The following is a 14,438-nucleotide window of genomic DNA, read 5'->3' on the forward strand; positions in this document are numbered from 1 at the left end:
ATCGCTGCCGCCCGGAGTACAGGCCGGGGGTTCCCGGCCCCTACAAATACTGACTTCGCTTAGTACAGTGCTTTACCTGAGCTGTCTTTTACGTTGGCTTTCCAGGCAGCACGGATCTGCTCAACCACGGAATCCGGCAGCGTGGCGTAGTCCAGGCTGGTCGTGGTTTTGCCACCGTTTTTGTAGGCCCAGTCAAAGAACTTCAGCACGGTTGCGCCTTTCTCAGCGTTAGCCTGCTCTTTGTGAACCAGAATGAAAGTGGTTGAGGTGATTGGCCAGGCGTTGTCGCCCTTCTGGAAAGTCAGATCCTGAGCAAACGATTTGCTCCAGTCAGCGCCTTTAGCCGCATCGCTGAAGCTCTGCTCGCTTGGCTCAACCGCTTTACCATCGGCATCCATCAGCTTGGTGTACGCCAGGCTATTCTGCTTGGCGTAGGCATACTCAACGTAACCGATTGAGCCTGGCAGACGCTGAACAAACGCGGCCACGCCGTCGTTGCCCTTGCCGCCCAGACCGACTGGCCAGTTAACGGTGCTGCCTGCGCCAATTTTGCCTTTCCAGTCGCTGTTCACTTTTGACAGGTAGCTGGTGAAGACGAATGAGGTGCCTGAACCGTCAGCGCGGCGCACCACGTTGATGTTGGAGTCTGGCAGCTTCACGCCCGGGTTCAGCTTGGTGATAGCCGGGTCGTTCCACTTTTTGATGGTGCCAAGGTAGATGTCGCCAACGGTTTTGCCGTCCAGCGTCAGCTGGCCAGATTTGATACCAGGAATATTAACCGCCAGTACCACGCCGCCAATAACTGTCGGAAACTGGAACAGGCCATTTTTGGCTAAATCTTCGTCTTTCATCGGCGCATCTGACGCACCGAAATCGACGGTTTTCGCAATGATCTGCTTCACGCCGCCGGATGAACCAATCCCCTGATAGTTAACCTGGCTGCCCGTTTCTTTGTTGTACTCCGCAGCCCATTTGTTATACACAGGGGCAGGGAAAGTCCCGCCAGCACCGGTCAGATTCGTCGCTGCCATGGCAGAAACAGCGCTCAGAGAAAGGGTTACTGCGACGAATTTAGCCAGGGTTTTGTGCATCAGTGTCATGTTCCCTCCACGGGATTGAAAAGTCAGGTCAGTTGCCGTGTTTGTCTAATTAATGATTGCTGCTGGAGGCAAAATAGGACAGTTTGGTGACAGTAAAATGTACGTTATATGACACTTTTGTGACGACCTTCGAAATCCTGCCGTGCTGTATTCATCAGCACCTTGATGCTAAAACCCGCTTTAAGTGCGATCGCTCTCCCTGCCGCTGCGCTGCTTTTTCACGGTGCTATTTTTGACTCTCCATTGGACAGGAGATAAACATCATGAAAATTACCGCCGCAGTGGTTAATCAGGTCAATGCCCCCTATCAGCTGGAAACGCTGGAGCTGGCGCCATTACGCGAAGATGAGGTGCGGGTGAAACTCGTTGCCTCCGGTATCTGCCACTCTGATGAAGCGCTGCGCGTCGGTGATGAGCAGCATTTTTTCCCCGGCGTGCTCGGTCACGAGGGCGCAGGTATCGTTGAAGAGGTGGGCAAAGCGGTCAAAGGCATTCAGCCCGGCGATCACGTGGTGATGTCCTACACATACTGCGGCCACTGTGCTCAGTGCCGCCAGGGACATCCCTCTCACTGCCACGACTGGGGGATGATGAATAACTCAGGATTTCGCGCCGATGGCAGCGCCATCCACCTTAAGCCTGACGGCAGTAAAGTCTCCAATATGTTTTTCCAGTCCTCTTTCGCTACCTACAGCCACACTTCCTTCAACAATCTGATCGTGGTGGATAAGCGCACCGATCTGCGTCTGGTCGCGCCGCTCGGCTGTGGTCTGCTGACCGGGGCAAGCACGGTGCTCAACGGACTGAAGCCTCAACCCGGTTCGACCATGGCGATTTATGGCACCGGCGCGGTCGGGCTGGCCGCGATGATGGCGGCAAAAATTGCCGGCTGCCGGAAAGTGATCGCCATTGATATCCACGATTCACGCCTGGCGCTGGCGCGCGAGCTTGGCGCGACGGATGCGATCAACAGCGGCAGAGAAAACGTGGCGGCAACGATTGCCAGCCATACGCAGGGCCTTGGGGTGAATTATGCGATCGACACCACCGGCCTGTCGGAGGTGATGAAAAGCGCGCTAGAGGCGCTGGCAACCGGCGGCACGCTGGCTCCGGTTGCCGTGACGCGCCACGACCTGACCTTCAACCCCATGCGCAGCCTGGTGGCCTCCAGCAAGAAGGTGATCGGCGTACTGATGGGCGATGCCATTCCGCAAATCGCCATTCCCCAGCTCATTGACTGGCACCAGCGCGGCCTGTTTCCGTACGAGAAACTGGTGAAGTTCTACGACTTTGCCGATATCAATCAGGCCAGAGAAGACTCCGCCAGCGGCGTCACTATCAAGCCGGTGCTGATCATTGATAAAACCTACCAGTTTTAAAAAGGAGACTGTGCGATGGACGCAACATGGCAAGGTCGGCTGCTGGATATTTTCCACAGCCAGAAAAAAGTGTTTTTATCCGGCATCACCCGCGATAACCCGTTCAAAAAGGCCCAGCTCACTAAACTGCGCCATGCGCTGTTGTTGCATAAGGAAGCCGTCTGCGAGGCGATGTGGTCCGATCTTGGCCGCAGTCATCACGCAGTAGAACAGGCTGAGCTCGCGCCGCTGCTGAATGAAATCAGCTTCGCACTCGAGCATCTCGATGAATGGTCGATAGAGAAAAAAGCGCCGACCCCGCCCCTGCTCGGCAACAGCGAAAGTTACATCACGCGTGAGGGCTACGGGGTTAACTACATTATCGGGCCGTTTAACTACCCGCTCTACCTGAGCTGCTGCCCGCTGATCGGCGCAATTATTGGCGGCAACACCGCCATCATTAAACCCTCGGAGGCCACGCCAGCCACCTCTGCCGTCATAGAAAAGATCATCAACAGCACCTTTGACTCTGACTACATCCACGTCTGTCAGGGGGCAAAAGAGGAGAATGCGTACCTGCTCACCCTGCCGTTCAACCTGATTTTCTTCACCGGCAGCCCGCAGGTGGGGAAAATTGTGATGGCCGCTGCGGCGAAAAACCTCACCCCGGTGCTGCTGGAGCTGGGCGGTAAATGCCCGGCGATTATTCTGGATGATGCCGATCCTGACGTCGTGGTAGAGGAGCTGCTTGCCAGCAAAATGATCAACAGCGGGCAGACCTGCGTGGCTGCAGATTACCTTTATATCGATCGGCGCATTAAAGCCGTGGTGCTGGCAAAGCTCAGCGCCGCGCTGAGCGAACATTTTCAGCGGGCGGGCAGCAACGGTAAAATAGTCTCCCATGCCGCTTACGCCAGACTGGAGCAGATCCTCGCCACCAGCCAGGGGGAGATTATCTGGCGCGGTGAGTCTGACCCGGCGCAGCGGTTTTTTGCCCCAGCGATCGTGGACAACGTCAGATTTGATGACAGCACCATGCAGAGTGAGCTATTCGGCCCCATTTTTCCGGTCCTGACCTTCGACAGCGAGCAGGAGGTGGCGATGAACGTCAATCTGCACCACCCCCAACCGCTGGCGGCGTATGTTTTCTCACGCAGCCTGCAGCGGGCGCGCACCCTCATTGATGCTATTCCCGCCGGGGATGCCGGGATCAACGCGCTGATGCTGCACGCGGCTTCGCACTACCTGCCGTTTGGCGGGGTCGGCTCGTCAGGGATGGGCTGCTATCATGGCGAGTTTTCTTATCAGGCCTTTACGCATCCGAAGTCGCTGCGCGTGAGAAAATAAAGTTAACTCCGCCGGCGTGTTTTTCTCCGGCGGAGCATTGCGTTAGCGATCCAGCTTATTGGCTATCGCATTAAACATCAGCGAGGCTTCGCGCGGCTGAGCGCCCGCTGCGGGTTCCGCCAGCGGCCAGCTCGACCACTGCACAATCACCAGCTTATGCAGCGGATCAACCACTATCATCTGGCCGAAGATCCCCTCTGCCGACAGCGTTTTGCCGCGGGTAAGCCCCTCTTTTGGCCCATCCTCACTGCTGGCAGGTACTGCGATATTCCACCACTGCAGTCCGTAAACGCCGTCTGGATTGTCCGCGCTGACCGAGTTGCTGGCTTTGGTCCAATCGGTGGCCTGCTGTAGCCAGTCGTCAGGCAGGGTTTTCGTACCGTCAGGCAGCACGCCGTTGTTCATGACAAACAGGCCAAACTTGCCCCAGTCCTCCAGCGTGGCGTTAAAACCGTGCGCGCCAACGTCGTGTTGACCCGGCTGATAGCTGTGCCAGACACCGTCGTGCACCATGCCAAACGGCTGCCAGATATGCTCCTGCAGATACTGAGCCAGGGTTTTACCCGTGGCTTTTTCCAGCGTGTCCCCCAACAGCCACGCGCCCCCGGAGTCGTATGACCAAACCTCTCCCGGTTTGGCCAGCGCCTGGCGCTGCGGGTTGAGCACCAGCTGGCTGACGCAGGCATAGGTATCCTTACCTGCCTCACACTGGGTCAGCTTGCTGAAGTCAGAGTTTGGGTCGGTGTAGTCTTCATTCCAGCGAATGCCGGAAGTGTGCTGTAGCAGATTACGCAGCGTCACCTTTTCCCACGCGCTGCCGCGCACCGCCGGATTGTATTTCACCAGTTCATCATCCAGCGAGGTGATTTTCCCTTCGCGCAGCGCAATACCCACCAGCGTGGAGACCACCGACTTACCCACCGAGCGCGAGGTCCACAGGGTAGTCGGCATATTGCCGTGCGCGTAATAGTCCCAGACGTCCTTACCATCCTTAATCACCATCATGCCGGTGACGTTATTGCGCCGCAGATAATCATCCAGCCGGTAGCGGTGCCCCTGATACTGATAGCTGACGGTCGACAACTCCCGGTAGGCTTTCGGGATCGGCACGGGTTTCGCGGCATGGAAGATATCACCCGGATATGAGCGGTAGTCGTTGCGAAAACCGATCGTCCGCTGCTGCGGGCTCCAGGTGAGCATATCTTTGACATCGGGCAGCTGTTTATCCAGCGGTGCCGGGCAGGTGGTGAGCGGGAGCGGGCATCCGCTGCTGGCCTGCGCTGCGAGGCTGAAACAGAGTGCCAAAAAGCCCACTCTGCGATTCATTCTCCTCATGGTGTTCTCCTTTTTACCGTAGACGGAGAACCATTCTAGGAACAGCGCTGGCCTTTTTTTATACAAAAAAAGTCCGGCAGCCAAAGGCATACCGGACTGTTAAGCAACGGCGTGAAGGCTTATTCCACCGTAACGGACTTCGCCAGGTTACGCGGCTGATCCACATCGGTGCCTTTAATCAGGGCGACGTGGTACGAGAGCAGCTGCAGCGGCACGGTGTAGAAGATTGGCGCAATCACCTCTTCAACGTGCGGCAGTGGGATAATGCGCATCCCTTCGCTGTCGGCGAAACCGGCATCAACATCGGCGAAGACATACAGCAGGCCGCCGCGGGCGCGCACTTCTTCGATGTTCGACTTCAGCTTCTCCAGCAGTTCATTGTTCGGCGCGACCACAATCACCGGCATATCAGCATCGATTAGCGCCAGCGGGCCATGCTTCAGCTCGCCGGCGGCGTAGGCTTCTGCGTGAATGTAGGAGATCTCTTTCAGCTTCAGCGCCCCTTCCATCGCGATAGGGTACTGATCGCCACGGCCAAGGAATAGCGCATGATGCTTGTCGGAGAAGTCTTCCGCCAGCGCGGCGATCTTCTCATCCTGCGACAGCATCTGCTCAATGCGGCTCGGCAGGGCCTGCAGAGAGTGCACGATGTCGTGTTCTACCTGCGGGTTCACCCCTTTCAGCCGGCCAATTTTCGCCACCAGCATCAGCAGCACGGTCAGCTGGGTGGTGAAGGCTTTGGTCGAGGCCACGCCAATTTCGGTTCCGGCTTTGGTCATCAGCGCCAGGTCAGATTCACGCACCAGTGAGGAACCCGCCACGTTGCAGATTGCCAGCGAGCCGAGGTAGCCCAGCTCTTTTGACAGGCGCAGCGCTGCCAGGGTGTCGGCGGTTTCACCGGACTGGGACAGGGTGATCAGCAGGCTGTTATTGCGCACCGCGGATTTGCGATAGCGGAACTCAGAGGCGATCTCCACGTCGCACGGCACGTTCGCCAGCGACTCGAACCAGTAGCGCGAAACCATCCCGGAGTTATAGGAGGTACCGCAGGCCACGATCTGGATATGCTCAACGTTGGCCAGCAGCGCATCCGCGTTCGGGCCCAGCTCGGAGAGGTCGACTTCGCCATGGCTGAAACGCCCGCTGAGGGTGTTTTTGATCGCAACCGGCTGCTCGTAAATCTCTTTCTGCATATAGTGACGGTAAACGCCTTTATCACCGGCGTCGTACTGCGCGGTGGATTCGATCTCTGCGCGCTTCACCTGAGCGCCGCTGCGATCGAAAATCGTGACGTCACGACGGGTAATTTCCGCGATGTCACCCTCTTCCAGGTAAACAAAGCGGCGCGTCACCGGCAGCAGGGCCAGCTGGTCGGAGGCGATAAAGTTTTCGCCCACGCCACGGCCAATCACCAGCGGGCTGCCGGAACGGGCGGCCACCAGCACGGACGGGTCACGGCTGTCGACGATCACCATGCCGTAGGCGCCGCGCAGCTGAGGGATGACGCGCTGCACCACTTCACGCAGCGAGCCGCCAGCCTGTTTCTGCTCCCAATGCACCAGATGCGCCACCACTTCGGTGTCGGTTTCTGACGCAAAGGTGTAGCCACGGGCGATCAGCTGCTCGCGCAGCGGTTCGTGGTTCTCAATAATACCGTTGTGAACAATGATGATATGTTCAGAGATATGCGGGTGCGCATTGGCTTCCGACGGCTCGCCGTGGGTTGCCCAGCGCGTGTGCGCGATACCGGTTCCGCCAATCAGCGCGGTGCTCTCTGCCGCTTCAGCAAGGTTCTGAACCTTACCCAGGCGGCGCAGGCGGGTGGCATTTCCCTGCTGATCGACCACGGCCAGACCCGCAGAGTCATAGCCACGGTACTCCAGACGGCGCAGCCCTTCGAGCAGGATCTCTGCAATATCACGCTGCGCTACAGCTCCAACAATTCCACACATAGTAAATTTTCCTGACAGGATGACGTTCAGCGTCATCTGCGTTGTCTTCTGACCTGATTATTCCGGTGCATACTCTAAATAATTCACGTTGCAGGAAGGCGGCAAGCCCGTGAGTCCCCGGGAGCATAGACAACTATGTGACCGGGGTGAACGGGTGCAGCCAACGCACCTGCAATGTGAAGAATGAAGAGTATTTTTCGGTTCCCCGAGCCTTGTAGTGTTGGGGATTATTTTTATGTTTACTGCTTTTAAAACAAAACACAGGGCCAGGCGAGCCTGGCCCCTGGAATGGATTATTTTTTCTTTTCCGGGCGCTGCCAGCTGGCGTTCAGCTGCTGCTCTTTGCGGTTATACACCAGGCCCGCCGCCGAAACGTTTTTCATAATGGTGGTGCCGGCCGCGATGGTGGCCCCCGCCGCAACGCTCACCGGGGCGATCAGCTGGGTATCGGAACCCACAAACACGTCGTCGCCGATGATGGTCTTCGATTTATTCACGCCGTCGTAGTTGCAGGTGATGGTGCCCGCGCCGATATTGACGTGACTACCAATCTCGGCATCGCCCAGGTAGCTGAGATGCCCGGCTTTCGAGCCTTTGCCCAACCGTGCCTTTTTCATCTCGACAAAATTACCGACGTGCGCGCCTTCGGCCAGTTCGCTACCGGGACGCAGGCGGGCGAAAGGCCCGACGCTGCAGCCGGTGTCCAGCCGTGCGTCATCAATCACGCTGTACGGGCTGATGACGCTGTCGTCGGCAATCACGCTGTTTTTAATCACGCAGCCGCTGCCGATTTTCACCCGGTTACCCAGGGTAACGTGACCCTCAATGATCACATTGGTATCGATCACCACATCGCGACCGTGCTCCAGCGTGCCGCGCAGATCGAAACGTGCCGGATCCAGCAGCATCACCCCGGCCAGCAGCAGTTTTTCTGCCTGCTCCGCCTGGTAAACGCGCTCCAGCGTCGCCAGCTGTAAACGGTTGTTCACGCCGTCGGTTTCGGTGGAGCGGGACGGATGTACCGCCGCAATCTGGCGGCCTTCCTGATGAGCGAGGGCAATGATATCGGTAATGTAATACTCGCCCTGCGCGTTGTTGTTGGTCAGCTTGCCGAGCCAGCGCTTCAGATCCGCGCCGTTCGCCAGCAGGATGCCGGTATTGATCTCATTGATCAGCAGCTGCTCAGGGGCGGCATCTTTCTGTTCGATAATGCCGACCACCTGGCCGTTTTCACGAATGATGCGCCCGTAACCGGTTGGGTTATCGAGCATCACCGTCAGCAAGCCAATGCCGCCCGCCGGTTTAGCCGACTGCAGGCGGCGCAGCGTCTCGACCGAGATCAGCGGCACATCGCCGTACAGCATCAGAATGTCTTCATCATCAGCAAAGCAGGGGGCGGCCTGCTGCATCGCGTGGCCAGTGCCCAGCTGCTCCGCCTGCAGCACCCAGTTCAGTGAGGCATCGTTTAGGGTGCTTTTCAGCAGGTCACCACCGTGGCCATAAACCAGATTGACGCGCTGCGCGTTCAGCGCTTTTGCCGCATCAATCACATGCTGAACCATCGGTTTTCCTGCCAGTAAGTGCAGCACTTTCGGCAGTTCGGAGTACATGCGCGTACCTTTACCGGCGGCAAGGATAACGACGCTCATCGGGCTCTCAGACATAGACATCCTGACTCTTTATTTGATGTTGAAAGTAAAACGGTTTAACACTAAGAATACTACATTTTTCTCAGCCCGAAATTAGCCTGAAGCGCAGCGGGTGGCGGGATTGGGGCAAAAAAAATGCCAGTCAGTTTCCTGACTGGCACTCGAACAACTTAAACCTGAGTTACATCGCGTTCTTGGTCAACTCGATCACGCGCAGTTTGGCGATCGCTTTAGCCAGTTCCGCAGACGCCATGGCGAAGTCAACATCACCGTGCGAGCTGTTCATATGCTCTTCGGCTTTGCGTTTCGCTTCCAGCGCGCGAGCTTCATCAAGATCGCTGCCGCGGATCGCCGTGTCAGCCAGCACGGTAACCGCGCCAGGCTGCACTTCCAGCACGCCGCCGGAGAGGTAAATCACCTCTTCTTCGCCGTGCTGCTTAACGATGCGAACCATACCAGGCTTAATGGCGGTCAGGAGCGGGGCGTGGTTTGGGCGAATACCCAGCTCACCTTCGCTACCTGATACCTGGATGCTCTGTACAGTACCGGAGAACATCTGCTGCTCCGCGCTGACAACGTCCAGGTGAAAAGTCATAGCCATTGTTAACCTCCTGAGAAACTTTCCCCTTCATACTTCAGACTGCATACGCGTTGGCTGCAGCCCGAGTTGTTTAGGGGAAATAATTACAGTTTCTTCGCTTTTTCCACGGCTTCTTCGATGGAACCTACCATGTAGAAAGCCTGCTCTGGCATATGGTCGAACTCGCCTTCCATGATGCCTTTAAAGCCACGGATGGTATCTTTCAGGGACACGTATTTACCCGGAGAACCGGTGAATACTTCTGCCACGAAGAACGGCTGGGACAGGAAGCGCTGCATCTTACGCGAGCGTGCTACCACCAGTTTGTCTTCTTCTGACAGTTCGTCCATACCCAGGATGGCGATGATGTCTTTCAGTTCCTGATAACGCTGCAGCAGTGACTGAACGCCACGCGCAGTGTCATAGTGTTCCTGACCAACAACCAGTGGATCCAGCTGACGGCTGGTAGAATCCAGTGGGTCAACCGCCGGGTAGATACCCAGTGAAGCGATCTGACGGCTCAGTACCACGGTTGCGTCTAAGTGCGCAAAGGTGGTGGCTGGTGACGGGTCAGTCAAGTCATCCGCAGGGACGTAAACGGCCTGAACGGAAGTGATTGAACCGGTTTTGGTCGAGGTGATACGTTCCTGCAGAACGCCCATCTCTTCCGCCAGCGTTGGCTGATAACCTACCGCAGAAGGCATACGACCCAGCAGTGCTGATACTTCAGTACCGGCCAGGGTGTAACGGTAGATGTTATCGATGAACAGCAGTACGTCACGACCTTCGTCACGGAACTTCTCAGCCATGGTCAGACCGGTCAGCGCGACGCGCAGACGGTTTCCTGGTGGCTCGTTCATCTGGCCATAAACCAGGGACACTTTGTCGATAACGTTAGAGTCGGTCATCTCGTGGTAGAAGTCGTTACCCTCACGAGTACGCTCGCCCACACCGGCAAATACCGAGAAACCTGAGTGCTCAGCCGCGATGTTACGGATCAGCTCCATCATGTTTACGGTTTTACCTACACCCGCACCACCGAACAGACCGACTTTACCGCCCTTAGCGAACGGACACATCAGGTCGATAACCTTGATGCCGGTTTCCAGCAGTTCCTGCGAGTTTGACTGATCTTCGTAAGAAGGTGCTGAACGGTGAATCGCCCAACGCTCTTCTTCGCCGATGTCGCCTTTCATATCGATTGGCTCACCCAGCACGTTCATGATACGGCCAAGCGTTGCAACACCAACAGGTACTTCGATCGGGTGCTCAAGGTCGACAGTTTCCAGACCGCGCTTCAGGCCGTCTGAAGAACCCATGGCGATGGTACGAACCACGCCGCCACCCAGCTGCTGCTGAACTTCCAGCACCAGACGAGCATCACCATTTTTAACCTCAAGGGCGCTGTACACTTGTGGTACTGCGTCCTGAGGGAACTCGACGTCAACCACGGCGCCGATTACCTGGACAATCTTTCCAGTAGCCATCTTGAATCCTCTACCTAATTCATTAAACCTGGTTAAACCGCGGAGGCCCCACCGACAATCTCGGTAAGTTCCTGGGTGATGCTGGCCTGACGAGCTTTGTTGTATACCAACTGCAGCTCTTTGATCAGGTTTCCGCCGTTATCGGTTGCGGCTTTCATCGCCACCATTCGCGCGGCCTGCTCGCTGGCCAGGTTTTCAACAACACCCTGGTAAACCTGAGACTCGACATAGCGGCGCAGTAACGTGTCCAGCAGCGCTTTCGGATCCGGTTCATACAGATAGTCCCAGGTACTCTTCTTCACAACGCCTTCCGCATCATCTGCTGGCGGTAATGGCAGCAGCTGTACGATCTGTGGAGTCTGAGACATGGTGTTGATAAATTTGTTGCTGACGATAAACAGCTTGTCGAGACGGCCTTCATCGTATGCCTGAAGCATCACTTTGACCGGGCCAATCAGGTCGGACAGGGCAGGTTTATCACCCATCCCGGTAACCTGAGCAACCACGTTGCCGCCAACAGAGCTGAAGAATGACAGACCTTTGGAACCGATAATCGCCATATCACTTTCGACGCCTTTATCAGCCCAGGCCTTCATATCAGCCAGCACTCGTTTGAACAGGTTAATGTTCAAACCACCACAAAGCCCGCGGTCGGTAGACACGACCAGATAGCCGACGCGTTTAACGTCACGCTCTTCCAGGTAAGGGTGCTTGTATTCCAGATTACCTAACGCAATGTGACCAATCACTTTGCGCATGGTCTCTGCATAAGGACGGCTGGCCGCCATGCGTTCCTGCGATTTACGCATTTTGGAGGCGGCGACCATTTCCATCGCTTTGGTGATCTTCTGCGTGTTTTGCACGCTGCCGATCTTACTACGTATCTCTTTTGCGCCGGCCATAAGCTTCTCCTCAAAGCCTTGCGGCCTGCCCCCGAAGGAACAAGCCGCCAGACATTACCAGGACTGGGTTGCTTTAAACGTTTCGAGGAGGCCTTTCAGCTTCTCTTCGATTTCGCCGTTATAGTTACCAGACTGGTTGATATCAGCCATCAGCTCTGCGTGATCGCGATCCGCGTAAGCCAGCAGTGCCGCTTCGAAGCTACCGATTTTCGCCAGTTCGACGTCATTCAGGAAGCCACGCTCGGCGGCAAACAGCACCAGACCCTGCTGCGCGACAGACATCGGCGCATACTGTTTCTGTTTCAGGAGCTCGGTCACTTTCTGACCGTGGCTCAGCTGTTTGCGGGTTGCTTCATCCAGATCGGAGGCGAACTGAGAGAACGCAGCCAGTTCACGATACTGTGCCAGCGCGGTACGAATACCACCGGACAGTTTCTTGATGATCTTGGTCTGAGCAGCACCACCTACACGAGATACTGAGATACCCGGGTTAACTGCCGGACGAATACCGGAGTTAAACAGGTTGGTTTCCAGGAAGATCTGACCATCGGTAATCGAGATTACGTTGGTTGGAACGAACGCAGAAACGTCACCCGCCTGGGTTTCGATGATTGGCAGCGCAGTCAGTGAACCGGTTTTACCTTTCACTTCACCGTTGGTGAAACGCTCAACATAGTCGGCGCTCACGCGGGAAGAACGCTCCAGCAGACGGGAGTGGAGGTAGAACACGTCGCCAGGGAACGCTTCGCGGCCTGGTGGACGGCGCAGCAGCAGAGAAACCTGACGGTAAGCAACAGCCTGTTTAGACAGGTCATCGTACACGATCAGTGCATCTTCACCGCGGTCACGGAAGTATTCGCCCATCGCACAACCGGCATACGGTGCCAGGTATTGCAGAGCAGCAGACTCAGATGCGGTTGCAACCACAACGATGGTGTTAGCCAGCGCGTTGTGCTCTTCCAGTTTACGTACCACGTTAGCGATGGTAGAGGCTTTCTGGCCGATAGCTACGTACACACATTTGATGCCGGAATCGCGCTGGTTGATGATCGCATCGATCGCCATTGCGGTTTTACCGGTCTGACGGTCACCGATGATCAGCTCACGCTGGCCACGACCGATTGGAATCATCGCATCGACAGACTTGTAACCAGTCTGTACAGGCTGGTCAACGGACTGACGGTCGATAACGCCTGGTGCAATCACTTCGATCGGTGAGAAACCGTCGTTGTCGATAGCGCCTTTACCATCGATAGGAGCACCCAGGGTGTTCACTACGCGGCCCAGCAGGCCACGGCCGACCGGAACTTCTAAGATACGGCCAGTACACTTAACCTTCATGCCTTCGGCGAGGTCAGCGTATGGGCCCATGACTACGGCACCAACAGAGTCGCGCTCCAGGTTCAGTGCGATAGCGTAACGGTTACCCGGCAGGGCAATCATCTCACCCTGCATCACATCGGCCAGGCCGTTGACGCGGATGATACCGTCACTTACAGAAACAATAGTACCTTCGTTGTGAGCTTCGCTCACTACATTGAACTGAGCAATGCGCTGCTTGATCAGTTCGCTGATTTCGGTGGAATTCAGTTGCATATATGCTCCAGTCCCCTTAAGACTGCAAGACGTCTGCGAGGCGTTCGAGACGACCGCGTACGCTTCCGTCAATGACCATATCACCCGCACGGATGATTACGCCTGCCATTACAGACTTATCAATTTTGCAATTCAGCTTAACTTTGCGTGACAGACGTTTTTCCATCGCGCTGCTGATTTTGGTCAGCTGTTCATCGCTCAATGTCGTGGAAGAGATAACTTCAACCTCAGCGGTCGCATCATGTGCGGCACGCAGTTGGATGAACTGTTCCAGAACAGCGGTAAGCGCTGGCAAACGTTTGTTTTCAGCCATCACCTTAATCAGGTTCTGACCGGCTTCGTCGAGTTGGTCACCACAGATCGCGATGAACGCTCCAGACAACGCTTCCGGCGCCAGAGCGCCGGAAAGAAGTTCTGATACCTGTTCATTGCCAGCCACTTCGGCGGCAAACGCCAGCATCTGCTGCCAGCGATCGATACTTTGATGTTCAACCGCAAAGTCAAAAGCGGCTTTAGCGTAGGGGCGAGCTACGGTAGTAAATTCAGACATCAGCCCCTCCCTTACAGTTCAGCGACCAGTTTATCAACGATGTCGCTGTTAGCAGCTTCATCCACGGAACGTTCAATGATTTTCTCGGCGCCGGCAACAGCCAGCATCGCGACCTGCTTGCGCAGCTCTTCACGTGCACGTTTGCGTTCGGCATCAATTTCTGCCTGCGCTTGGGTGACGATCTTGCTACGTTCCTGCTCAGCCTCAGCTTTCGCTTCGTCCAGGATCTGCGCGCGGCGTTTGTTCGCCTGCTCGATGATTACCTGAGCGTCTTCTTTCGCTTTCTTCAGCTGGTCGGTCGCATTAGCCTGCGCGAGATCCAAATCTTTCTTGGCACGTTCAGCGGAAGCAAGGCCTTCGGCAACTTCTTTCTGGCGCTTTTCGATAGCAGCCATAAGCGGCGGCCACACGTACTTCATGCAGAACAGGACAAACAGGATGAACGCGATAGCCTGGCCGAGGATTGTTGCGTTAATGTTCACAGCACAATGCCTCTTGTTAAGTTAACTTTTTCTGCCGCTGCCGAAGCAGCGGCCAGAAGCCGTTCATCGCCCACAAACGCTGGCGATGAACTATCGGTTT

At 56.1% G+C, this 14,438-nt stretch carries 12 protein-coding genes; 2 read left to right on the forward strand and 10 right to left on the reverse strand.

The window, feature by feature from the left end; translation table 11 throughout:
• Positions 1-59: 59 nt before the first annotated feature.
• Complete coding sequence (pstS, locus tag ID864_RS20425; protein ID WP_048917934.1) at positions 60-1,100, reverse strand: phosphate ABC transporter substrate-binding protein PstS; 1,041 nt, start codon at positions 1,098-1,100, stop codon at positions 60-62.
• Between the two features lie 263 nt (positions 1,101-1,363).
• On the opposite strand from pstS, the gene ID864_RS20430 reads away from it, so the two are divergent.
• Both ID864_RS20430 and mdlD read left to right on the forward strand, forming a co-directional pair.
• On the forward strand, positions 1,364-2,479 hold the full coding sequence (locus tag ID864_RS20430; protein WP_099754102.1) for an NAD(P)-dependent alcohol dehydrogenase: 1,116 nt from the start codon (positions 1,364-1,366) through the stop codon (positions 2,477-2,479).
• 15 nt (positions 2,480-2,494) lie between these two features.
• Positions 2,495-3,805, forward strand: a complete 1,311-nt coding sequence (gene mdlD, locus ID864_RS20435) for an NAD(P)-dependent benzaldehyde dehydrogenase MdlD (RefSeq protein ID WP_048917936.1) — start codon at positions 2,495-2,497, stop codon at positions 3,803-3,805.
• Positions 3,806-3,847: 42 nt separating this feature from the next.
• Here the strand turns inward: mdlD and ID864_RS20440 are convergent, their stop codons facing one another.
• The 9 genes from ID864_RS20440 to atpF form a co-directional block, all read right to left on the reverse strand.
• Positions 3,848-5,140 carry a serine hydrolase domain-containing protein gene (locus ID864_RS20440; protein ID WP_099754100.1) on the reverse strand — a complete coding sequence of 431 codons (1,293 nt, stop codon included), beginning with the start codon at positions 5,138-5,140 and terminating at the stop codon, positions 3,848-3,850.
• A gap of 119 nt (positions 5,141-5,259) precedes the next feature.
• Positions 5,260-7,092 carry a glutamine--fructose-6-phosphate transaminase (isomerizing) gene (gene glmS, locus ID864_RS20445; protein ID WP_048917950.1) on the reverse strand — a complete coding sequence of 611 codons (1,833 nt, stop codon included), beginning with the start codon at positions 7,090-7,092 and terminating at the stop codon, positions 5,260-5,262.
• A gap of 293 nt (positions 7,093-7,385) precedes the next feature.
• Positions 7,386-8,756 (reverse strand): bifunctional UDP-N-acetylglucosamine diphosphorylase/glucosamine-1-phosphate N-acetyltransferase GlmU, encoded by a 1,371-nt coding sequence (gene glmU / locus ID864_RS20450; protein WP_191150290.1) that lies wholly within the window; start codon positions 8,754-8,756, stop codon positions 7,386-7,388.
• A gap of 166 nt (positions 8,757-8,922) precedes the next feature.
• The gene (locus tag ID864_RS20455; protein ID WP_048917942.1) at positions 8,923-9,342 is read right to left on the reverse strand and encodes a F0F1 ATP synthase subunit epsilon; all 420 of its coding nucleotides are present in this window, start codon (positions 9,340-9,342) and stop codon (positions 8,923-8,925) included.
• Between the two features lie 83 nt (positions 9,343-9,425).
• Positions 9,426-10,808 carry a F0F1 ATP synthase subunit beta gene (gene atpD, locus ID864_RS20460; RefSeq protein ID WP_048917943.1) on the reverse strand — a complete coding sequence of 461 codons (1,383 nt, stop codon included), beginning with the start codon at positions 10,806-10,808 and terminating at the stop codon, positions 9,426-9,428.
• A gap of 32 nt (positions 10,809-10,840) precedes the next feature.
• Complete coding sequence (atpG, locus tag ID864_RS20465) at positions 10,841-11,710, reverse strand: F0F1 ATP synthase subunit gamma (protein ID WP_048917944.1); 870 nt, start codon at positions 11,708-11,710, stop codon at positions 10,841-10,843.
• Between the two features lie 54 nt (positions 11,711-11,764).
• A complete protein-coding gene (gene atpA / locus ID864_RS20470) occupies positions 11,765-13,306 on the reverse strand; it encodes a F0F1 ATP synthase subunit alpha (protein WP_191150291.1) in 1,542 nt (513 codons plus the stop codon).
• A 16-nt stretch (positions 13,307-13,322) separates the two neighbouring features.
• Entirely contained in the window at positions 13,323-13,856 is a 534-nt protein-coding gene (gene atpH, locus ID864_RS20475) for a F0F1 ATP synthase subunit delta (RefSeq protein WP_048917946.1), read from the reverse strand.
• An 11-nt stretch (positions 13,857-13,867) separates the two neighbouring features.
• A complete protein-coding gene (gene atpF / locus ID864_RS20480) occupies positions 13,868-14,338 on the reverse strand; it encodes a F0F1 ATP synthase subunit B (RefSeq protein ID WP_048917947.1) in 471 nt (156 codons plus the stop codon).
• Positions 14,339-14,438 lie beyond the last annotated feature (100 nt).

Source organism: Erwinia aphidicola, from assembly GCF_014773485.1.
Lineage (GTDB): Bacteria > Pseudomonadota > Gammaproteobacteria > Enterobacterales > Enterobacteriaceae > Erwinia > Erwinia aphidicola.

What these genes read in the sequence shown, in the direction of transcription:
- pstS (WP_048917934.1), bottom strand. Translation starts at nt 1,100, where the DNA reads ATGACACTGATGCACAAAACCCTGGCTAAATTCGTCGCAGTAACCCTT.
- ID864_RS20430 (WP_099754102.1), top strand. Translation starts at nt 1,364, where the DNA reads ATGAAAATTACCGCCGCAGTGGTTAATCAGGTCAATGCCCCCTATCAG.
- mdlD (WP_048917936.1), top strand. Translation starts at nt 2,495, where the DNA reads ATGGACGCAACATGGCAAGGTCGGCTGCTGGATATTTTCCACAGCCAG.
- ID864_RS20440 (WP_099754100.1), bottom strand. Translation starts at nt 5,140, where the DNA reads ATGAGGAGAATGAATCGCAGAGTGGGCTTTTTGGCACTCTGTTTCAGC.
- glmS (WP_048917950.1), bottom strand. Translation starts at nt 7,092, where the DNA reads ATGTGTGGAATTGTTGGAGCTGTAGCGCAGCGTGATATTGCAGAGATC.
- glmU (WP_191150290.1), bottom strand. Translation starts at nt 8,756, where the DNA reads ATGTCTGAGAGCCCGATGAGCGTCGTTATCCTTGCCGCCGGTAAAGGT.
- ID864_RS20455 (WP_048917942.1), bottom strand. Translation starts at nt 9,342, where the DNA reads ATGGCTATGACTTTTCACCTGGACGTTGTCAGCGCGGAGCAGCAGATG.
- atpD (WP_048917943.1), bottom strand. Translation starts at nt 10,808, where the DNA reads ATGGCTACTGGAAAGATTGTCCAGGTAATCGGCGCCGTGGTTGACGTC.
- atpG (WP_048917944.1), bottom strand. Translation starts at nt 11,710, where the DNA reads ATGGCCGGCGCAAAAGAGATACGTAGTAAGATCGGCAGCGTGCAAAAC.
- atpA (WP_191150291.1), bottom strand. Translation starts at nt 13,306, where the DNA reads ATGCAACTGAATTCCACCGAAATCAGCGAACTGATCAAGCAGCGCATT.
- atpH (WP_048917946.1), bottom strand. Translation starts at nt 13,856, where the DNA reads ATGTCTGAATTTACTACCGTAGCTCGCCCCTACGCTAAAGCCGCTTTT.